The 19,117-nt window shown below is 71.3% G+C and carries 20 protein-coding genes; 2 read left to right on the top strand and 18 right to left on the bottom strand.

The window, feature by feature from the left end; genetic code table 11:
* Positions 1–62: 62 nt before the first annotated feature.
* The 3 genes from H4W80_RS14295 to H4W80_RS14305 form a co-directional block, all read right to left on the bottom strand.
* Positions 63–233, bottom strand: a complete 171-nt coding sequence (locus H4W80_RS14295) for a hypothetical protein (RefSeq protein WP_192785540.1) — start codon at positions 231–233, stop codon at positions 63–65.
* A 193-nt stretch (positions 234–426) separates the two neighbouring features.
* Positions 427–996, bottom strand: a complete 570-nt coding sequence (locus H4W80_RS14300; protein WP_192785541.1) for a TetR/AcrR family transcriptional regulator — start codon at positions 994–996, stop codon at positions 427–429.
* A gap of 147 nt (positions 997–1,143) precedes the next feature.
* Entirely contained in the window at positions 1,144–2,847 is a 1,704-nt protein-coding gene (locus H4W80_RS14305; RefSeq protein WP_225963439.1) for an ABC transporter ATP-binding protein, read from the bottom strand.
* Positions 2,848–3,366: 519 nt separating this feature from the next.
* Here H4W80_RS14305 and H4W80_RS14310 point away from each other — a divergent pair.
* On the top strand, positions 3,367–3,552 hold the full coding sequence (locus H4W80_RS14310) for a hypothetical protein (RefSeq protein WP_192785543.1): 186 nt from the start codon (positions 3,367–3,369) through the stop codon (positions 3,550–3,552).
* A gap of 42 nt (positions 3,553–3,594) precedes the next feature.
* On the opposite strand, the gene H4W80_RS14315 is transcribed toward H4W80_RS14310, so the two are convergent.
* From H4W80_RS14315 to H4W80_RS14345, 7 genes are all read right to left on the bottom strand, one after another.
* Positions 3,595–6,318: a DEAD/DEAH box helicase gene (locus H4W80_RS14315; RefSeq protein WP_192785544.1), complete on the bottom strand. Its 2,724-nt coding sequence runs from the start codon at positions 6,316–6,318 to the stop codon at positions 3,595–3,597.
* Positions 6,319–6,404: 86 nt separating this feature from the next.
* A complete protein-coding gene (locus H4W80_RS14320) occupies positions 6,405–7,292 on the bottom strand; it encodes a diacylglycerol/lipid kinase family protein (protein ID WP_192785545.1) in 888 nt (295 codons plus the stop codon).
* A gap of 16 nt (positions 7,293–7,308) precedes the next feature.
* On the bottom strand, positions 7,309–8,193 hold the full coding sequence (gene tatC / locus H4W80_RS14325; RefSeq protein WP_192785546.1) for a twin-arginine translocase subunit TatC: 885 nt from the start codon (positions 8,191–8,193) through the stop codon (positions 7,309–7,311).
* A 31-nt stretch (positions 8,194–8,224) separates the two neighbouring features.
* A complete protein-coding gene (gene tatA / locus H4W80_RS14330) occupies positions 8,225–8,563 on the bottom strand; it encodes a Sec-independent protein translocase subunit TatA (RefSeq protein WP_192785547.1) in 339 nt (112 codons plus the stop codon).
* A gap of 29 nt (positions 8,564–8,592) precedes the next feature.
* Positions 8,593–8,793, bottom strand: coding sequence for a hypothetical protein (locus H4W80_RS14335; RefSeq protein ID WP_192785548.1), 201 nt, complete (start codon positions 8,791–8,793; stop codon positions 8,593–8,595).
* Positions 8,790–9,755 (bottom strand): helix-turn-helix transcriptional regulator, encoded by a 966-nt coding sequence (locus tag H4W80_RS14340; RefSeq protein WP_192785549.1) that lies wholly within the window; start codon positions 9,753–9,755, stop codon positions 8,790–8,792. The genes H4W80_RS14335 and H4W80_RS14340 overlap by 4 nt, the downstream gene beginning before the upstream one ends.
* Before the next feature lie 13 nt (positions 9,756–9,768).
* Positions 9,769–10,755 carry a helix-turn-helix transcriptional regulator gene (locus H4W80_RS14345; RefSeq protein WP_192785550.1) on the bottom strand — a complete coding sequence of 329 codons (987 nt, stop codon included), beginning with the start codon at positions 10,753–10,755 and terminating at the stop codon, positions 9,769–9,771.
* A gap of 38 nt (positions 10,756–10,793) precedes the next feature.
* On the opposite strand from H4W80_RS14345, the gene H4W80_RS14350 reads away from it, so the two are divergent.
* Positions 10,794–11,861 carry a DUF3866 family protein gene (locus tag H4W80_RS14350; protein ID WP_192785551.1) on the top strand — a complete coding sequence of 356 codons (1,068 nt, stop codon included), beginning with the start codon at positions 10,794–10,796 and terminating at the stop codon, positions 11,859–11,861.
* Here H4W80_RS14350 and H4W80_RS14355 read toward each other — a convergent pair.
* The 8 genes from H4W80_RS14355 to prcA all read right to left on the bottom strand — a co-directional run bounded on the left by H4W80_RS14355 (position 11,807) and on the right by prcA (position 19,113).
* Complete coding sequence (locus H4W80_RS14355; protein ID WP_192785552.1) at positions 11,807–12,286, bottom strand: DUF3291 domain-containing protein; 480 nt, start codon at positions 12,284–12,286, stop codon at positions 11,807–11,809. The two genes, H4W80_RS14350 and H4W80_RS14355, sit on opposite strands and share 55 nt — an antisense overlap.
* A 33-nt stretch (positions 12,287–12,319) precedes the next feature.
* Positions 12,320–12,964, bottom strand: coding sequence for a helix-turn-helix transcriptional regulator (locus tag H4W80_RS14360; RefSeq protein WP_192785553.1), 645 nt, complete (start codon positions 12,962–12,964; stop codon positions 12,320–12,322).
* Between the two features lie 9 nt (positions 12,965–12,973).
* Entirely contained in the window at positions 12,974–13,330 is a 357-nt protein-coding gene (locus tag H4W80_RS14365) for a hypothetical protein (RefSeq protein ID WP_192785554.1), read from the bottom strand.
* Between the two features lie 15 nt (positions 13,331–13,345).
* Entirely contained in the window at positions 13,346–14,245 is a 900-nt protein-coding gene (locus H4W80_RS14370; protein ID WP_192785555.1) for an FKBP-type peptidyl-prolyl cis-trans isomerase, read from the bottom strand.
* A 141-nt stretch (positions 14,246–14,386) separates the two neighbouring features.
* Positions 14,387–15,319, bottom strand: a complete 933-nt coding sequence (locus H4W80_RS14375; protein ID WP_192785556.1) for an FKBP-type peptidyl-prolyl cis-trans isomerase — start codon at positions 15,317–15,319, stop codon at positions 14,387–14,389.
* 74 nt (positions 15,320–15,393) lie between these two features.
* Positions 15,394–16,752 carry a Pup--protein ligase gene (gene pafA / locus H4W80_RS14380; protein ID WP_185076838.1) on the bottom strand — a complete coding sequence of 453 codons (1,359 nt, stop codon included), beginning with the start codon at positions 16,750–16,752 and terminating at the stop codon, positions 15,394–15,396.
* A gap of 151 nt (positions 16,753–16,903) precedes the next feature.
* A complete protein-coding gene (locus H4W80_RS14385) occupies positions 16,904–17,440 on the bottom strand; it encodes a hypothetical protein (RefSeq protein WP_225963440.1) in 537 nt (178 codons plus the stop codon).
* 878 nt (positions 17,441–18,318) lie between these two features.
* Entirely contained in the window at positions 18,319–19,113 is a 795-nt protein-coding gene (gene prcA / locus H4W80_RS14390) for a proteasome subunit alpha (protein ID WP_192785557.1), read from the bottom strand.
* Between the last annotated feature and the right edge of the window lie 4 nt (positions 19,114–19,117).

Genomic DNA, 19,117 nt, shown 5'->3' on the forward strand with positions numbered 1-19,117 from the left:
GACCTTCCTGCGCCCCGCAGGACCGCGCACGGCATGCACCGCGCGCGGCCCTGCCCTGGGCGTCACTTCTTCAGCACGCTCCACCCCGCGCCCACACCCATGAGGTGGAGCGCGACGCAGAGCAGCCCGGCGGTGCCGAGCGTGGCGACGGTGACTACGCTGCCGACCGCGAGGCCGGCGATCTCGAAGACGAGGGCGAGCACGAACAGCAGTGCGGCGACAAGGGCGAACATGGGGTGGCTACCTCCGAACGGGGCCGGCCGGACGCCGCGCGTCCGAGGGGGCGGGCCTCGGCGAGTGCGTCCGAGGATGTCTCTGACATGGGGATTTCCAGCACGATCGGCCGAAAAACTGCCCCTAAGGTGACGTTCCGTGAACGAATGACGACACCGCTTTGACCGGCCGGTCAGTCTCCCGCCACGGGGCTCAGGCCCCCTTCACCCGCATGCCGTCGCAGACCACGTCCGCCATCCGTACCGTCGCCCCTCTGGCCCGCGCCCTGCGCTCGGCCACCAGGCATCCGCGCAGCAGATCCAGCACGTCCTCCCCCGCCAGATCCCCGCGCGCCGCCCCGGCCCGCTGCGCCCTGACCAGTAATCGGGCGACGGCCCTGCCGAGATCGTCCTGCAACGAGACCTTCATCCCGGCCCCGCTGTCCAGCATGTCGCACAGCGCCTGGCTCTCCGACGCCTGCTCGACCACCTTGGCGAACCAGGCGAAGAACGCCTTCCCGGGATCCTCCGCCGTGGCCAGCGCGCGGGCGTCGGCCACGAACCGCTCGATCCGCCCCAGCAGCACGGCCTCGAACAGCGCCTCCTTGGTCGGGAAGTGCCGGTAGACGGTGCCCACCCCGAACCCGGCCCGCCGCGCGATCTCGTCGAAGGAGATCGTCAGGCCGTCACTGGCCAGGGCCTCCTGCGCGATCTGCAGCACCCGCTCCCGGTTGCGCCGGGCGTCGGCCCGCAACGGCCGGGCCGAGCTGTGGTCGTCGCCCATGAACGAACCTGCCTTCAACAAACGGAGGGATCTCTCCGATTCTATCGACGCCCCCTCGCCCCCGCACCCGTCCCGATCCCCGACGACCGGCACCCCGGACACCGAAACACCCGCCCCCGAAAGGGCGGGTGTTTCGGGACGGGGCGGTCAGGGGTTCGTGGTCCGGCGGTCGGTCAGGGAGGGGCCGTCCGTGGTCAGCGGGCGCGGGTGGGTGCGGGCGAAGCGCTTGAGGCGGATGCGCTCCTCCCTGTGCACGGGCGACAGCTCCACGATGCGCGCCCCCTCCGGCACGAAGCGCAGGTCGTGCGTGATGAGGAGCGTCGTCCGTCCGGCCATGAGCCGCAGCAGCGGCTTCATGACCTGCGCGGCCGTGGCCTCGTCCAGCCCCGTCATGGGCTCGTCGAGCACCAGCACCGGCGCGTCCCGCAGGACCGCCCTGGCGATGGCGATCCGCTGCCGCTGGCCGCCGGACAGGAGCCGCCCCCGCTGCCCCACCGGCGTGTCGTAGCCCTGCGGCAGGAGTTCGGCGAACTCGTGCACCCCCGCCGCCTCCGCCGCCCTGACGATCTCCTCCAGCGAGGCGCCAGGGCGGCCGTAGGCGATGTTGTCGCGTACGGACCCCGAGAACAGCAGCGTCTCCTGGTGCAGGATCGTGATGTTCTCGCGCAGCGACCGCCGCGTCAGGCGCCGGATGTCGACCCCGTCCAGCAGGATGCGGCCCGCTTCCGGGTCGTAGAAGCGCAGCATCAGCTTGGCCAGCGTGGACTTGCCCACCCCGCTGGGCCCGGTGAGGACGACGACCTTGCCGGGCGAGGCGGTGAACGTCACATTCCGCAGCACCTGCCGCCCGCGCCTCGGGTACGTGAACGCGACCCGGTCGAACTCGACCAGGCCCCGGCCCCGCCCGGCGGGCACGGCGTCCTGGGCGTCGGTGACGGCGGGCCTGACCTTGAGGATCTCGATGACCCGGTCGGACCCGGCCGCCGCCTCCGACACCGTCAGCGCCAGCTCTCCCAGCGACTGGACCGCCGGGTACAGCAGTGCCAGGTACGCGGCGAAGGCCAGCAGGCCGCCCAGGGTCAGCCGGCCCGCGGCGATCTCCCACGCGCCGAACCCGAGGATGACGATCAGGCAGACGGTCTCGATGACCTGGACGGTGGGCCCATACAGGCCGGACAGCCAGGCCTGCGACATGTTGGCGCGCAGCCACATGCCGCCCTCCCGGTGCAGGCGGCGCGACTCGGCCTCCTGCCGGTTGTACGCCTGCACGAGCGGCTGGTTGGCCAGCCCCTCCTCCAGGACGCTGTTCATGGCGCCGTTGCTGTAGCGCTCCCGGGCCGCGGCCGTTCTGAACCTGCCCGCGAACACCTTGGAGACCACCAGGAACAGCGGGATCAGCGCCATCGTGAGGAGCGCGAGGTCCCAGCGGATGAAGAAGGCCGCCCCCGCGAAGAACACCACACTGGCCGCCGTGGTGAGCGCCTTGACCAGCCCGGACCCCACGAGTTCCTCGATGGCCTCGATGTCGTCGGTCAGCCGGGCCATCAGGTCGCCGAGGCGGCGGTTCTCCGAGAAGTCCGGCGCGAGCGTCTGCAGGTGCGCGTAGACGCGGTCGCGCAGAGCCAGCAGGAACCGTTCGGCGCCCAGCGCGGTGCTGTACGTCGCCGCGAACGACGTCACCCCGGCGATCGCGGCGAGCCCGAGCCAGATGGACGCCGGGGCCCAGAACTCGCCCAGCCGCCGGGTGGTCAGCACCTCGTCGGTGATGTGGCCGAACAGGCGGATCGCGGCGACCTCGCAGAGCGCGGCCACGACGGCGAACACGACGCCGGCCGCGAATAGGCGGCGCAACCCGCGGGTGTCCGGCCAGAACTCGCGGAAAGTGCGGCGAATGGAAATCGCCGGGGCGAGTTCGCGGCCGGAGACAGTCAATGAGAGCCGGCGGCCAGGCCACCGGCTCTCACGGGAGCGGTTTACCACCCCCACCACCAGCGCCGGGAGCGGCAGCGCCAACCGCGCCAACCGCAGCCCCAACGCCTGCGGCGACGGCAGCAGCGCTGCTGGAAGTCGAACCTGGTGAGCTGAGTGCTAGCCATGATTCCTCCCCCGTTTGCCTACTTGCACAAATCGCACGTTAGCACCCGAAATGCGACAAAGCACGAGATATCGCCTATTTAAAAGGAATTTGACCACAGAAACCAGCCGACAAAGGCCGTCGCCCGCACCCGTTAAATCGAGCGTAAATAAAAAGAACCGCTAACTCGGGTAACGGTAATCCCAAAGGATGCTGCTCAGAACTGGTTCCAAGGTGTAGGTCACCCGATACTTTGGTCCGATGGATCGGACGTCTGAGCAGGGGATCATGGACGCATGGCATTCCTCGGCGTCATCCTCATGATCCAGGGCTTCGGCGGCCTCATCGCCGACCACTTCTTCGGCAAGCACTTCGGCCTGCTGCACCTGGTGCTCGACGGCACCGCCCTGACCGTCGTGAGCGCCGTGGCAGGCGTCGCGGGCCTGCTCCTGACGATCGGCGCGATCGCCAAGGACAACTGAGACCCGCCCCCCGGCAGGGGGCGGGTCGGACCTTTCCGAAGGTCAGGTGAGCGAGGAGTAGGCCACCACGCCGCGCCGCATCGCGTCGACCGCCTTGCCCGCCGTCTGCTTGATCTTGCTGCCCGGCGGGGCCGCGTTCCCGAGCTGACCGAGCAGGTCCATCAGCTGCTTGACCCACCGTACGAAGTCACCGGCCGCCAGCTCGTTGCCGTTCACCCCGTCCCGCAGGACGGCATCCAGAGTGTGCCCCTTCGTCCACCGGAACGCCGCCCACGCGAACGCCAGATCCGGCTCCCTGATCGTGGACAGCCCATGGTCGGACTCGATGCCCTCCAGCTCCCCCCACAGCCGGATCATCGACGTCAGCGCCTCCTGCGTCCGCCCGGCGGGCACCTTCGGCCGGCGCGCGTCATCGGCGGCCCGCGACTCGAACACCAGCGCCGACACGCACGCCGCCAGCTCCGCCGGGTCGAGCTCCTCCCACAACCCCTTGCGCAGCGACTCGGCGGTCAGCAGGTCGAGCTCGGTGTAGATACGGCCCAGCCGGCGGCCCTCGTCGGTGACGGCCTCCCCCTCGAGGTAGCCGAGCTGCTCCAGCACCGAGCAGATCCGGTCGAACGTGCGCGAGATGACGTGCGAGCGCCCCTCGACCCGCCGGCGCAGCCCCTCGGTCTCGCGCAGCAGCTTGTAGTAGCGCTCGGCCCAGCGGGCGTGGTCCTCACGCTCGTCGCAGCCGTGGCACGGGTGCTGGCGGATGAGCCGGCGCAGCTCGTTGACCTCGTCATCCTCCACCGTGTGGTCACGCGCCCTGGCCGGCTTGCCCAGGTCGCGGTCGCCCAGCTTGGCCAGCAGCGTGGAGACGAGGTTGGCACGCTCCTTGGGCGAGCGGCCGTTGAAGTTCTTCGGGATGCGCAGCTTCTCCAGCGGCTCGACCGGGACGGGGAAGTCCGCCGGGTCGAGCTTCTTGACCTGCTTGCCGATCGTCAGCACCAGCGGGCTCGGCCCCTGACCGCGCGGGTTGCGGCCCGGATCGAGCACGATCGCCAGCCCCGCCCGGCGCCCGCCCGGCACCCGGATGACGTCACCCGGCTGCAGCGCCTCCAGCGACCGCACCGCGGCCGCCCGGCGCGCGGCGCCGCGCTGCCTGGCCAGCTCGGCCTCACGGTCGGAGAGCCGGCGGCGTAGCGCCGCGTACTCGGGGAAGTCTCCCAGGTGGCACGTCATGGCCTCCTGGTAGCCCTCCAGCGCCTCCTCGTGCTTGCGCAGCTGCTTGGCCAGCCCGACCACCGCCCGGTCGGCCTGGAACTGCGCGAACGACTCCTCCAGCAGCGTCCTGGCCCGCTCCCGGCCGAACTGCCCGACGAGGTTGACCGCCATGTTGTACGACGGCTGGAAGCTCGACCGCAGCGGATACGTACGCGTGCCGGCCAGCCCCGCCACCGACAGCGGATCCATGCCCTGCTGCCACAGCACCACCGCGTGGCCCTCGACGTCGATGCCGCGCCGCCCCGCCCGCCCGGTCAGCTGGGTGTACTCGCCGGGCGTGAGGTCGGCGTGCGTCTCGCCGTTCCACTTGTCGAGCTTCTCGATCACCACGCTGCGCGCCGGCATGTTGATGCCCAGCGCGAGCGTCTCCGTCGCGAACACGGCCTTGACCAGCCCGCGCGTGAACAGCTCCTCCACGACCTCCTTGAACGCCGGCAGCATGCCCGCGTGGTGCGAGGCCAGCCCGCGCTCCAGGCAGTCACGCCACTCCAGGTAGCCCAGGACGGCCAGGTCCTCGTCCGGCAGATGCGCGGTGCGCTCGTCCACGAGCTGCCTGATCTCGTGCCGCTCGCGGTCGGTCGTGAGCCGGATCCCGGCGTACAGGCACTGCTGAACGGCGGCGTCGCACCCCGCGCGGGAGAAGATGAACGTGATCGCCGGCAGCAGCCCCTCGCCGTCGAGCCGCTCGATCACCTGCACGCGGTCCGGCGGGCGCGAACGCTGCGGGCGGCCGTAGCCGCGCCTGCCCCGCCCCGCCGTCAGCCGCTCGGCGTCGCGCGTCACCCGCATCAGCGTGGGGTTGACGCGCGGGGTCAGGTCGTCGTTCACGAACATGTCGTAGAGGCGGTGGCCCACCATCATGTGCTGCCACAGCGGCACCGGACGGTGCTCGTCCACGATCACCGTGGTGTCGCCGCGCACCTCGCCCAGCCACTCGCCGAACTCCTCGGCGTTGCTGACCGTCGCCGACAGCGCCACCAGCCGCACCGACTCCGGCAGGTGGATGATCACCTCTTCCCACACCGCGCCACGGAAGCGGTCGGCGAGGTAGTGGACCTCGTCCATGACCACGAACCCGAGCCCCGCCAGGGTCGCCGACCCGGCGTAGAGCATGTTGCGCAGCACCTCGGTGGTCATGACGACGATGGGGGCCTCGCCGTTGACGCTGTTGTCGCCGGTCAGCAGGCCCACCTTGGCGGTGCCGTAGCGTTTGACCAGGTCGTTGTACTTCTGGTTGGACAGCGCCTTGATGGGGGTGGTGTAGAAGCACTTCTGGCCCTGCTCCAAGGCCAGGTGGACGGCGAACTCGCCGACCACCGTCTTGCCCGACCCCGTGGGCGCCGCCACCAGCACGCCGTCTCCGGCCTCCAGGGCGCGGCAGGCGTCTAGCTGGAAGTCGTCCAGCTCGAAGTCGTAGAGACCTCGGAACGATCTCACCGCGGCCCCGTCGTCCCCATACTTCTGACGGAAGGCCGCATAGCGTTCCGCTGGCGTTGTCATACCCGCCAGCCTACCGAAATCGCCTTTCCGGTCGGTCCCCCCGTAGACCGGCCGGCGTCCGACCGAGCGCCTTTACAATGTAGATTTCAAACGATGACCCGTAACGCCCCAGGGCGCACCTCGCACTGGATCGGCGCGGGGCCCACGCGTTCGCCGTCGGCGTAGGCGAGAACGTCGGCGGCCTCCAGCCGCACGCTCCGCACCCGCCGCACCGTCACCGCCCGGTGCCCCACGTGCGTCCCCCGGTAGACGCTCGGGAAGACCCGCAGGAACTCGGCCTTGGACACCGCGTCCAGCATCATCACGTCCAGCAGCCCGTCGTCGGGCCGCGCGTCGGGGCACACCCGCATGCCCGCCCCGTACGAGCAGGTGTTGGCCACCGCCACCAGCATGGCCTCGCGTTCGATGACCTCCCCGTCGTCGAGGGTCACCCGGAACGGGATCGGCCGGAACGAGCGCAGCTCCTCCACCGTCGCCACCGCGTAGCGCGCCATCCCCGGCGGCCACGTCTTGCGGTTGGCCCGCTCGTTGACCCGGGAGTCGAACCCGCAGCACATCACCCCCGCGAACACCTCGTCCGCCTGCCCGGCCCGGATCCGGGCGACGTCCACCAGGCGCGACTTCATGCGCAGCACGACGCGGGCCGCCGCGACGGGGTCGGCGCACGGCAGCCCGAGCGCGGCCGCGATGTCGTTGCCGGTGCCGGCGGGGATGATGCCGAGCTGCACGTCGGTGCCGGCCACGGCCTGCACGGCCAGGTGCACCAGCCCGTCGCCGCCGAAGGCCACGAGTGCGTCGGGGCGCTCGGCCACGGCGGTGCAGGCCCGCGCGAGGGCGTCGGCGGCGTCGTCGCCGACGATCACCGACAGCTCGGCCCCGCCGGCGCGCAGCCGGCGCGCCACGGGCTCGAGCAGGCGCAGCGTACGGCCGCCTCGGGCGGCGGGGTTGACGAGCAGGGCGAGTTGAGGGGCCACGCCCGGAACCTATCGCCTAGCGCGTGGAACCGGAATCCTCCCCGGGGCGATCGTCGTCGACCGGAGCGGAGTCCTCCACCAGCGGGGAGGCCTCGTCGTCGGACAGGTGGGAGAAGTCCTCGGTGGCGGGCATGCGCTTCTCGCGCACGAACATGAAGAACTCGGCCAGGAAGTACAGCACGACCATGGGCGCGGCCAGCGCCATCATCGTCAGCGGGTCGCCGCCGGGCGTGATGACCGCGCCGAAGACGAACATGGCGAAGACCACCCAGCGGCGGTGCTTCTTGACCGTGGCGTGGGGGAGCACGCCGATGATGTTGAGGAACACCAGCAGTAGCGGCAGCTCGAACGAGATGCCGAAGATCACCACCATGATCAGCACGTAGTTGACGTACTCGTCGATCTGGATGATGGCCACGGTGTCGCTCGGCGCGAACCCGAGCAGGATGGCCAGGCTGGTGTCCATGATGATGTACGCCAGCGCGGCGCCGATCACGAACAGCGGGATCGCCAGCCCGAGGAAGGCGATCGAGTAGCGCTTCTCGTTGCGGTAGAGGGCCGGGGTGACGAAGGCCCAGACCTGGTAGAGCCAGACGGGTGAGGACACGACGACGCCGACCATCGCCGAGACCTTCAACGTCAGGAAGAACGACTGGAAGATGCCGCCGTAGGTCAGCGTGCACTCGCCGACACGCAGCTGCTGGGCCTGCGGCGTCTCACAGAAGGGCTCCTTGATGAACGCCCAGACCGGATCGAAGAAGATCCACCCGATGATGATGCCCACGACGACGGCGACGGCCGCGATGAGCAACCTGTTGCGCAGCTCGCGCAGGTGCTCCATGAGGGGCATGCGGCCCTCGGAGTCGGGTGCGGGCCGGCTCGACCGTTTGAGCAGCGCCATCTAGCAGTCCAGGTGACGAGGAGGGATGGGATCAGACGCGCTTTTCAGCCTGGGAGGCGGCGCTGGCACGCAGCCTGGCGGCCTGCTCCTCAAGCTGCCTGGCCTGCTCCTCCGCCGAGAGCGTGGGGGCGGGGACGGCCTGGATCTGCTGGGGCTGCGCCGGCTGGGGCTGGGGCTGAGCCGGGGCCTGCGCCTGCGCCTGGACGGTGTGGTTGTCGTCGTCGTCCTCACGGAGCTTGGCCGTCTCGGACTTGAAGATGCGCAGCGACCTGCCGACGCCGCGGGCCATCTCGGGCAGCTTCTTCGCACCGAACAGCAGGACTAGCACCAGCGCGATGATCAGAAGTTCGGGGACTCCGAGATTCGACATGAAACGCCCTTTTCTAGCGAGTGCCTGTTTCAGCCACGATCGTACGCTGCCTGGGGCGTGGTCTCACCCCCCTGGCCCGCCAATCTGGCCCGCCTCGGCTCCAGCTGGGCCGTCGCCTCGGCGATTTCCCTCTTCAGGGTACGTGCCGCCACGACGACGCGGGCACCCGCGATCCCGACCACGCCGAGCCCCGCCACGCACAGCCCGGCCGCCACGTAGATCCACGTCATGACTGGTGAGCGTACAGGGCCAGGGCCCGCTCGGCCTCCTGGCGCACGGTCTCGGCCATCTCGGGGGGTGAGACGACCCGGCCGGTGTCGCCCAAGCGCAGCGCCAGCTTGAGGATCCAGTCCTCGTCGCGGGCCCGCAGCGCCACCCGCAGCCGCCCCTCGCCCAGCTCGGTGACCTGCTCGCACGGGTAGTACTCGGCCACCCACCGCCCGGCGGCGCTGAGCTCCAGCTCGACCAGCTCGTCGGTGGGCGAGGGCCGGAAGACGCCCCGGGTGACGTCGATGGGCTCGGCCTCGGCCGGCGGGTCGGCGGGCACGTCGAGCACCTCCACGCCGAGCATCCGGTCGAGCCTGAACAGCCGCATCGCCTCGGCCCGGTAGCACCAGCCCTCCAGGTAGGTGCGGCCGTCGACGACCACGACCCGCGTGGGGTCGACCTCGCGCGGCGTCACCTCGTCGCGCCCGGGCACGTAGTAGCGCAGCGACAGCCGGCGGCCCCTGGTGAGCCCCTCGCGCACGCGCGGCAGCGCGTCGGGGGCGGCGTCCACGTCGACCGCGAGCTGGCTGCTGAGGGTGGCGGCGCCCTCGCCGGCGGCCCGCTCCAGCTTGGCCGTCACGCGGGGCAGCGCGTCGCCCGGCACTTCCGCGAGCTCGGGGGTCGCGGCCAGCATCCGCAGCGCGACCAGCAGCGCGCTGGCCTCGTCGATGCCCAGCCGCAGCGGCCTGGCGATGGTCTCGGCGTTGTCGATGATGATCTCGCCGCCGTCCCAGGAGACGTCGATGAGGTCGCCGGGGGTGTGGCCGGGCAGGCCGCACATCCACACGAGCTGCAGGTCGTCGATGAGCTGCTTCTCGCTCAGCCCGAACACCGCGGCCACCTCGTCGACCTGCGCCCCCGGGTGGGACATCAGGTACGGCACCAGCGCCAGCAGCCTGGGCAGCCGGTCGGCCGACCCGCTCATCTCAGCTCCTCTGTCATGCCATTGCCCCCTTCAGTCGGCGGATGACGGCCTCGCGGGCGTCCGGCGGCTCGACGACCTCCACGTCGGCGCCGAGGCTGGCCATCCAGCCGGCCAGGCGTTCGGGGTCGGTGAAGGGCAGGTCGGCCTCGTCCCACCCGCCGTCCCCCGTGCGCACGGCCGAGGCGAGCTGCCGAAGCCCCTCGCACGTGCCCTGGCGTACGCGCACGACGGCCACCCGCTCGTCCGTCGAGTCGTCGGGAAAGCCGACCATACCCCGCAGATCGACCCCTTCGGGCACCTCGACGGCTCCGGGCCTGCCCATGACGGTGACCTGGCCGGTGACGCGGCTGAGCCGGAAGACGCGCGGCGCCTGCCGGTCGCGGTCGAACCCGGCCACGTACCAGCGGCCGTTGCGGCTGACCACGCCCCACGGCTCGACGGTGCGGGCGCGCACGCTCTCGCTGCCGGCGCTGCGGTAGTCGAAGCGCACCACGCGCCGGTCGCGCACGGCGTCCCACAGCGCGGGGAAGGCCGGGTCGCGGGTGTCCACGCGCAGCTCCAGCGCGCCCCCTCCCATGGACGCGCCCATGACCCCGCCCATGGACGCGCCGACGGGCCGGTCGGTGGCCACGCCGCCGGCGCGCAGCTTCAGCAGCGCCCCCGAGGCGGCCTCGGCCAGGCTGGCCCGCTGCCACACCTGCGCGGCCAGGCCGAGCACGGCGGCCTCGTCGGGCTCCAGGGTGATCTCCGGCAGCTCGTACGACTCGCGCTCGATCCGGTAGCCCGGCTCGTCCTCCCAGGGGTCGCGCACCACGTCGATGGGGATGCCGATCTCGCGCAGCTCGTTCTTGTCACGCTCGAACATGCGCTGGAACGCCTCGTCGCCATCGCGGTCGTAGCCGGGGACGGCCTGGCGGATCTGCTCGGCCGACAGTGGCCTCCGGGTGGCGAGCAGGCAGATCACGAGATTGAGCAACCGTTCGGTCTTCCGGCGCGACATCTGCCTCACTCCTCCTCCATCGACGCTACCCTGCCCCCGTGATCAGATGGCGCAAGGGCGAGGTTGTACGGATCCGACGCGAGTGGCCGGGAGCGGTGGAGCTGGACGTCGCCGTCCCCGAAGGGGAGTGCCGGGCGCTGGCCTATCCGCCGTTGGTCGGCCGCCCGGAACCCGGCGACGAGGTGCTGCTCAACACGACGGCACTCGCGATGGGTCTCGGTACGGGAGGTTACGCCATGGTGGTGGCCGTCCCGAACCGTTTGCCGCAAGATCCCGCCGGTCCGGGTCACCTGGTGAAGGCCCGATACACGCCGCTGCAGGCCACGGTGCTGGGCGCCGACGAGCAGGACTCCCCGCATCACGACAGATTGCGCGAGGCCGACTCCCTCGACGGGATGCCGGTGGTGGTGGCCGACCTGCACTCGGCGCTGGCGCCGATCCTGTGCGGCCTGTACGCCGACCGGCCCGGCACGCGGGTGGCGTACGTGATGCAGGACGGCGGCGCGCTGCCGGTGTGGTTCTCGATGGCGGCGGCCCGGTTGCGCGAGATCGGCTGGCTGGCGGGCGTGGTGACGGTCGGGCAGTCGTTCGGCGGCGACGTGGAGGCGGTGACCGTCCACACCGGGCTGCTGGCGGCCCGGCACGTGCTGGAGGCCGACGTGGCGATCGTCGCGCAGGGCCCCGGCAACCTGGGCACGGGCACCAGGTGGGGCTTCTCGGGGGTGTCGGCGGGCGAGGCGGTGAACGCGGCGGGCGTGCTGCGCGGCCGCCCGGTGGCGGCGCTGCGGGTCAGCGAGGGTGACCCGCGCGAGCGCCACTACGGGGTCTCGCACCACTCGCTGACCGCCTACGGCCGGGTCGCCCTGACACCCGCCGACGTGCCGGTGCCGCAGCTGCCCGGGGAGTTCGGCGAGCGGGTCAGGGACCAGTCGGAGCTGCTGGCCGTCCGGCACCGCCTGGTGCCGGTGCCGGTGGAGGGCCTGCACGAGGCGCTGCGGGAGTCCCCGGTGCGCCTGTCGACGATGGGCAGGGGTTTGGAGGAGGACCTGGCCTACTTCGTGGCCTCGGCGGCGGCGGGCAGGCTGGCGGCCTCGCTGCTGGGGTAGGAGTCCTTGAACGTGAACGCCTCGGGGCTGGGCCCCTCGGCCTTGAGGCGCTCCAGCCGCGCCATGCCCTCGGCCAGCGACGGGATGTGACCCTCGGGGATCCACCACATCACCATGTACGGCTCCGCCATGCGCAGGAACCACTCCCTGCGCCGGCGCAGCACGCCCAGGTGGGCGCTGCGGTAGGTGTAGTCCCACAGGGTGTCCAGCGACTCCCACACCGAGAAGTTGATCAGCAGGTGGTCGCCGTAGTCGTGGATGACGGTGGCGGTGGGGTCGCTCTCGCTCTCCTTCAGCCGCCACACGAACCCGGGGGCTTCGTCGGCGATGGTGTTGATCGGCTCGAGGAGGGCGACGAACTCGGCGAGCTCCTGACTGTCGATGGGCGCGCGCAGATGGGCGATGTTCAGCTCAGCGAGATGCATGACGCTCAGCACACCACCCCTTCGCCTTCTATGTCAATCCTCATTTGTTTTAGAGAGGGAGACGCAGCACTCCCCCGGCCGCGGATCGAGCCTGGCCCTGCCCGGCTCGTCGCCGAGCCCTTCGAGCAGCCCCTGGCACAGGGCCAGGTTCATGGAGCACACCAGCAGCGGCTGCTCCTCGGCCAGCACGTGGAACGGGCAGTTGCGCAGCCGCAGCGCGCCGCCCTCCTCGTACGGCTCGTAGCCGCGCTCCCTGAGCACCTGCTCGACCGGCTCACCGGCGTGCCCCTTGGCCAGCCGGGCGCCCGCCTCGCGCGCCGCCCGCTCGGCCCGCTCCTCCGCGCCCAGCGCGTCGACGACCTCGGCCAGGACGGAGGCGAGCGCGGCGTAGTCGCGCGGCGGCAGGCTCACCGACCGCTCACCCCTGGCCCGGCGGTAGACCTTGGCGGGCCGGCCGCTGCCCGGCCCCTTCTTCTCCTGCTGCCGGAAGCCGCTCTCGAGCAGCCCCGCCTCGACGAGCTTGTCGAGGTGGTGGCCGGCGAGGGTCCTGGAGACGCCCGCGGCCTCGGCCGCCTCCCCCCTGCCCACGTCGCCGCCGCGGCTCGCGACGGCCGCGTACAGGCTGCGGCGTACGGGGTCGTGCAGGAGGGCCAGCGCGTCGAGGTCGTCGCTACTCACAACGGGAGTCTATGAAAGCTTCCGCTCCACGTGCGTGTACGTGCACGCGCGGCTGGCGTTGGACGGGACGTTGCCGTACCTGCGCCAGCACGCCCCCTTCTTGATCACCCAGATGTCGACCCACTCGGGCGCGTGGTAGCGGCGGTAGGCGGCCTTGGCGTTCTTCAGCACGCGGGCGGCCACGACCCTGGCCTGGGCCTTGCCGGAGGCGGAGGTGTTCACCCACGTCGTGCCGGCGTCGCCGCCGACGACGCAGGGCTTCTTGACGCCCTTGCAGAAGGGCGGGTCGCCGGCGGCGGCGGCGGCCGTGGCGCCGCCGAGGAGGACGGCTAAGGCGGAGGCGATGACCAGGAAAGTACGGAACATGAGGATCATCCTGCCTCAATAGGCGGCGATGACGTCCACGACGTAGACGAGCGTGTCGGTGCCCGTGATGCCGTGGGCGGGGTCGCCGGCGGGGCCGTAGCCGTACGAGGGCGGGACGACCATCAGGACCCGGCTGCCGGCGGGCACCCCGACCAGGGCCGCCTCCCACCCCTTGGGCACGCCGCCGTCGCCGATCCTGAACGCCTTCGGCCGGCCGCTCGCCCAGGTGGCCTCGAAGACGCGGCGGCGGCTCCAGATCGCGCCCTCGTACTGGGCGACCACGAGCTGCCCGGCCCGCGTGCCGCGCCCCTCGCCCCTGGACAGCACCTTGACCTCGAACGCGGCCGGCGGGGCGGTGGCGGGCACCTCCAGCCCGGGCGGGGCACCGGCGGTGACGCGCACGCCCGCCAGCGAGCCGCCGCCCGCCTCGACCGAGGCGCCCTTGGGGTGGGCGCCGAGGATGTCGACGACGTAGACCAGCTCGTCATCGGGCCCGACGCCGGGCGGCAGGCGCGCGCCACGGCGTTGATCGGGCGGGACGGCTGCCAGGACCCGGCTGCCGACCCTGCGGCCCCGCAGCGCCCCGTCCAGCCCCGGCGGCAGCTCCCCCAGCGGGAACGCGGCCGGGGTGCCGCGGTCGAAGGTGGAGTCGACCAGGCGGTTGTCCCCGCCGTCCCAGACGTGCGCGGTGTACTGGACGATCGCCGTGTCGTCCGCGCCGAGCCGGGCGCCGTCGCCGGTCGCCAGCTCCTCGACCTTGAGCCCGGCCGCCGGGCCGCCGCCCGCGAAGGTGATCGTCGGCCTGGCCCCGAACGGGCCGTCCACCGTCATACCGAGCTCGCGCGCGGCGCCGCCCGAGCAGCCGGCCAGCAGGAGGAGGACCGGCAGTAACGCGGCGGTACGGCGGTGCGGCATCGGTCCTCCCACGCGGCGGTACGGCGGTGCGGGCATGGGTCCTCCCACGCGGCCGGGCTGGGCGTGGCGATGCTACCGCGTCAGGCCCGCGGGCGGGCCGGACGCGGAGGCGTGCTCAGACGACGGACTCAGACGACGGACTCAGGCGGCGCCGAGGATGTCCACCACGAACACGAGGGTGCTCTTGGCGGGGATGCCCTGCTGCGCCTGGTCCCCGTAGCCGAGGTCCGGCGGGATGCTCATCACGACCCGGCTGCCGACGGGCACGCCGGCCAGGCCCTGCTGCCAGCCCTTGATGACCCCCGACAGCGGGAACTCGGCCGGCTGGCCCCGCTCCCAGCTGGAGTCGAACTGCTTGTCGCTGCCCCACAGCTTGCCCGTGTAGTGGACGGTGAGCGTCTGGCTGGCCTCCACCTTCGGGCCGGTGCCCTCGATGAGGGTCTTGACGACGAGCTTGTCCGACGGCTTGTCGCCGGTCTTCGTGGTCAGCGTGGGCGCCTTGTCGCCGCCCGGGTTGTCGACCTTGACGCCCTTGAGGCTGTCGCCGGTCTCCTTGCCGGTGGCGGCCTTCAGCGGCGGCGGCTGGGTGCCGACGATGTCGAACACGAACACCTTGGTCGGCTCGGCCGGTTGCTGCGTGGCCTGCTGCTGGGCCATGCTGTCGTTGGCGAGCACGGCCAGCAGCCGCCCGCCGTGCTTGACCTTGGTGAAGCCCTCCTGCAGCACCTGCGGGATCTGCTGGTCGACCGCGATCGTCTCGGGCTTCTTGGTGTCGTAGGAGGAGCCCTGGACCGCGTTGCCCTTGCCGTCCCAGTTGTAGACGGTCAGGTTGACGATCACCCGGTCGCCGGCCTTGATCCCGTCACCGGTGCCCGGCTGGATCACCTCGTACGACGACTTGGTGGCGGGCGTGCCGCCGGGGAAGGTCACCGTGGGCTTGCCGCCCACGTCACCGGTGACCTTGACCCCCGACCCGGCGCCGGTGGCGCCGGTGCTCGCGCCGTCGTCGGAGCCGCAGGCGGCGGCGAACAGGATCAGTGGCACGGCGGCCAGTACGGCCAGAGCGCGGCGCATGGGTTTCCCTCGGGAAGACGGCAGATTCGCGTCACCCTACCCGACATCGAGGTAGGCCCGAGGTAAACCACGCGCTACATCCCTGCTATGAGCTTGTCCACCCTCTCGTCCACGCTGCGGAACGGGTCCTTGCACAGCACCGTGCGCTGCGCCTGGTCGTTGAGCTTGAGATGCACCCAGTCGACGGTGAAGTCGCGCCGCTTCTCCTGCGCCTTGCGGATGAACTCGCCGCGCAGCCGGGCCCTGGTCGTCTGCGGCGGCACCGACTTGGCCTCGAAGATCTTCAGGTCGGACGCCACCCGCTCCACCGAGCCGCGCTTCTGCAGCAGGTAGAACAGGCCGCGCTTGCGGTGCACGTCGTGGTAGGCCAGGTCGAGCTGGGCCACCCTGGGCGAGGACAGCGGCAGGTCGTACTTCTTGCGGTAACGCTCGATGAGCTGGTATTTCGTCACCCAGTCGATCTCGCGCGAGACCAGGTCGAGGTTGCCGGTGTCGACCGCGTTCAGCGTGCGCTCCCACAGCTCCAGCACCCGGTGGGCGATGGCGTCGCCGCCGCGGCGGTCGACGAAGTCCTTCGCCTTGGACAGGTATTCCTGCTGGATCTCCAGGCTGGAGGCCTCCCGCCCGTTGGCCAGACGCACCCTGCGGCGGCCGGTCATGTCGTGGGAGACCTCGCGGATGGCCCTGATCGGGTTCTCCAGCGACAGGTCACGCATCACCGTGCCCGACTCGATCATGCGCAGCACCAGGTCGGTGGCGCCGACCTTGAGCAGCATCGTGGTCTCGCTCATGTTGGAGTCGCCGACGATGACGTGCAGGCGGCGGAACCGCTCGGCGTCGGCGTGCGGCTCGTCCCGGGTGTTGATGATGGGCCGGGACCGGGTCGTGGCGCTGGAGACGCCCTCCCAGATGTGCTCGGCCCGCTGCGAGACGCAATAGACGGCGCCGCGCGGCGTCTGCAGGACCTTGCCGGCCCCGCAGATGATCTGCCGCGTCACCAGGAACGGGATCAGCACGTCCGCCAGCCGCCCGAACTCCCCGTGCCTGCCGACCAGGTAGTTCTCGTGGCAGCCGTAGGAGTTGCCGGCCGAGTCCGTGTTGTTCTTGAACAGATAGATGTCACCCGCGATGCCCTCTTCGCGAAGCCGTTTCTCGGCGTCGACCAGCAGGCCCTCGAGGATGCGCTCGCCCGCCTTGTCGTGCGTGACGAGCTCGATGACGTTGTCACACTCGGGTGTGGCGTACTCAGGATGGCTGCCCACGTCGAGGTAGAGACGCGCGCCGTTGCGGAGGAAGACGTTGCTCGATCGGCCCCAGGACACGACCCGCCGGAACAGGTAGCGCGCGACCTCGTCGGGCGACAGCCTGCGCTGTCCCCTGAACGTGCAGGTCACGCCGTACTCGTTCTCCAGCCCGAAGATGCGACGATCCATCACCTCACACTATGCCCATGGATCCGCGAGCGGGAGAGATCTTCCAGGTGTTTTCCCACCCGGCCCTCTGTGACCCCTCTTTTATCCCCTTTGTCCCGCGCCCGCCCCCACGGGGCGCGGGTCCGTTTTCCCGCGTTTCCAGGGCCCCGTGTCAGGGCGTCCAGATCTCCTGAACCTGGACAATCTTCCCCTTGTAGACGGTGATGAGCGCGGGCTTCCCGTCCCGCTTCATCAGCACCGACCTTGGGCAGCGCTTGTTGCCCAGCCCGGTGTTCCGGTTGACCGTCATGCCGGCCTCCGACTTCCCGCAGCCGAACGCCGACAGATAGACCACGTCCTTGGCGACGCGCGAGGCGTACGCCATGACGTCACCCTCGGGCGGGCCCACGAAGTAGCCCTCTGTCTCGGTGCCCTTCTTCCACTTGATCGGCTCGTACTCGGCCACGTCCCCGCGGATCTCGGTGATCCGGCCGCGCAGGATGCCGTCGTGGCGGGAGTGGATGCCCTTGGTGAAGTCATGCTTCGGGTCGGACTGGAGGGTCGTGCCGAAGGGCTTGGGCGCCTTGAACTTGGGGAACGCGGCGGCGTACCCGGAAGACGCACCGGCCGCCGCGGGGGCGGCGTGGGCGGCCACACCGGAGCTCAGCACCACGGCCACGGCGGCACCGGCCGCCAGGAGGCCACGCATGGGAGTGTTCACGGATTCTGAGATCCGCCATCACCCCCCGAAGTTCACCCCAACCCGAGTGATACAAATCACACTCCCCCACACCGCCAGCTTCTCCACCACCCCACCGCGCCCCAGCGGCCCACCGCACCCCAGCGGCCCCGTCGCCTCCTGCTGCACGCGGTCGCCGTGGCGCTCGCCGAGGCGGTCGAGTGCACCCCACCGGCCCCTCCGCACGCCAGCGGCCCCACCGCACGCCGCGGCACCCACTCGCCTCGCCGGCCCGACCGACCCCTGCCCACACCTCAGCGCCCACGTCCCACCACGCCACGCGCCGACGCTCCGCTCCACCCACCTCCACGCGCCGACGCTCCGAGCGCCGCCCGCCAATCACGGGCCCTCATCCCCACGCCCCGCCGCAAAGGGGTGCGCGTCATCGCCACCGCAGGGTCCCCTGTGACGCACTGCGCCCCGCCTTCCCCCATGCCACCCGCCACCGCCGCCCAACTGCCAGACCTCATCACCGCCGTGCACCGCCCACAATGGGCGCCGCCGACACCGCAGGGCCCTCTGACCACCGCCGCGCGCCCCGCCACCCTGCTCGCCTCGCCCAGCCCGCTCCCCGCCCACCGCCGTCCAACGCCACCCGCCCCCGCCGAGTCGCGCAACCGCCCGCCCCCTTGGCGCGACGGGCGCGGCGTCCACCGAAGCCCTGAGGCCCCGTCAGGCCCGTGGCGAGTTGCCGTGATGACGGCCGACCCGACGGCGCCCGGAAATCGCCGCTGCCTCCCCTGGCGAGCGGGAAAACCACCGCGGGACGACAAAAACCCGCCAGGGGCCGCCGTAGCAGCCCCTGGCGGGTCAAAGAAGGGTGGACGGGTTGGGAGAAGGGTGGACGGCTACAGCGGCGCCGAGCCGTCGTCCACGTCGCCCTCAGGCCCCGTGGGAGGCGGGGTGTCCTCGGCAGAGGGCTTGGCCGCGGGCGGCGGGGTGGCGGCCGGAGGCGGGGTGGTGGTCTGCGCCAGGAGACGCTCCAGGCGGGCGCCCGTGAGCCGCAGGAACTTGCGGTGCTCCCGGTTGCGGTCGAGGACCGCCACCTCGAGCTGCGCCACCGGCGGCCGCTCGCCACCCGGCTCGGTCAGCGCCGTCAGCGCCACCTCCAGCGCGTCGGCCAGCGACATCGACTCGCGGTAACGCTCCTTGAGCCGGGTGGACACCGCGTCCGCCTGGCCGCCCATGGCCGCGAAGCCGTGCTCGTCGAAGACCGACCCGTCGAAGGTGAGCCGGTAGATCGCGTCGCCGTCCTTGGTCTCGCCGACCTCGGCGACCACGACCTCCACCTCCAGCGACTTGATCGACTCGGTGAAGATGCGGCCCAGGTTGGAGGCGTACAGGTTGGCCAGGCCGCGCCCGGTCACGTCGGAGCGGTCGTAGGTGTAGCCGTTGATGTCGGCGTAGCGGATGCCGCCGAGCCGCAGCTCCTCGAACTCGTTGTAGCGGCCCACGGCCGCGAACCCGATGCGGTCGTAGATCTCGCTGATCTTGTGCAGCGCCCGCGACGGGTTGGGCGCGACGAACAGGATGCCGTCGACGTACTGCAGCACGACGACGGAGCGGCCCCGCGCGATGCCCTTGCGCGCGTAGTCGGCCTTGTCCCGCATGATCTGCTCAGGGGACGCATATCCAAAAGGCATGGAC

The organism is Nonomuraea angiospora (assembly GCF_014873145.1).
In the GTDB taxonomy this organism is placed as follows: Bacteria; Actinomycetota; Actinomycetes; order Streptosporangiales; family Streptosporangiaceae; genus Nonomuraea; species Nonomuraea angiospora.

Excerpts from the sequence above, each read along its gene's own strand:
- pafA (WP_185076838.1), bottom strand. The coding sequence starts at position 16,752 with ATGGATCGTCGCATCTTCGGGCTGGAGAACGAGTACGGCGTGACCTGC.
- H4W80_RS14340 (WP_192785549.1), bottom strand. The coding sequence starts at position 9,755 with ATGAGCGGGTCGGCCGACCGGCTGCCCAGGCTGCTGGCGCTGGTGCCG.
- H4W80_RS14345 (WP_192785550.1), bottom strand. The coding sequence starts at position 10,755 with ATGTCGCGCCGGAAGACCGAACGGTTGCTCAATCTCGTGATCTGCCTG.
- H4W80_RS14355 (WP_192785552.1), bottom strand. The coding sequence starts at position 12,286 with ATGCATCTCGCTGAGCTGAACATCGCCCATCTGCGCGCGCCCATCGAC.
- H4W80_RS14295 (WP_192785540.1), bottom strand. The coding sequence starts at position 233 with ATGTTCGCCCTTGTCGCCGCACTGCTGTTCGTGCTCGCCCTCGTCTTC.
- H4W80_RS14370 (WP_192785555.1), bottom strand. The coding sequence starts at position 14,245 with ATGCCGCACCGCCGTACCGCCGCGTTACTGCCGGTCCTCCTCCTGCTG.
- tatA (WP_192785547.1), bottom strand. The coding sequence starts at position 8,563 with ATGTCGAATCTCGGAGTCCCCGAACTTCTGATCATCGCGCTGGTGCTA.
- H4W80_RS14335 (WP_192785548.1), bottom strand. The coding sequence starts at position 8,793 with ATGACGTGGATCTACGTGGCGGCCGGGCTGTGCGTGGCGGGGCTCGGC.
- prcA (WP_192785557.1), bottom strand. The coding sequence starts at position 19,113 with ATGCCTTTTGGATATGCGTCCCCTGAGCAGATCATGCGGGACAAGGCC.
- H4W80_RS14310 (WP_192785543.1), top strand. The coding sequence starts at position 3,367 with ATGGCATTCCTCGGCGTCATCCTCATGATCCAGGGCTTCGGCGGCCTC.
- H4W80_RS14365 (WP_192785554.1), bottom strand. The coding sequence starts at position 13,330 with ATGTTCCGTACTTTCCTGGTCATCGCCTCCGCCTTAGCCGTCCTCCTC.
- tatC (WP_192785546.1), bottom strand. The coding sequence starts at position 8,193 with ATGGCGCTGCTCAAACGGTCGAGCCGGCCCGCACCCGACTCCGAGGGC.
- H4W80_RS14315 (WP_192785544.1), bottom strand. The coding sequence starts at position 6,318 with ATGACAACGCCAGCGGAACGCTATGCGGCCTTCCGTCAGAAGTATGGG.
- H4W80_RS14300 (WP_192785541.1), bottom strand. The coding sequence starts at position 996 with ATGGGCGACGACCACAGCTCGGCCCGGCCGTTGCGGGCCGACGCCCGG.
- H4W80_RS14385 (WP_225963440.1), bottom strand. The coding sequence starts at position 17,440 with ATGCGTGGCCTCCTGGCGGCCGGTGCCGCCGTGGCCGTGGTGCTGAGC.
- H4W80_RS14375 (WP_192785556.1), bottom strand. The coding sequence starts at position 15,319 with ATGCGCCGCGCTCTGGCCGTACTGGCCGCCGTGCCACTGATCCTGTTC.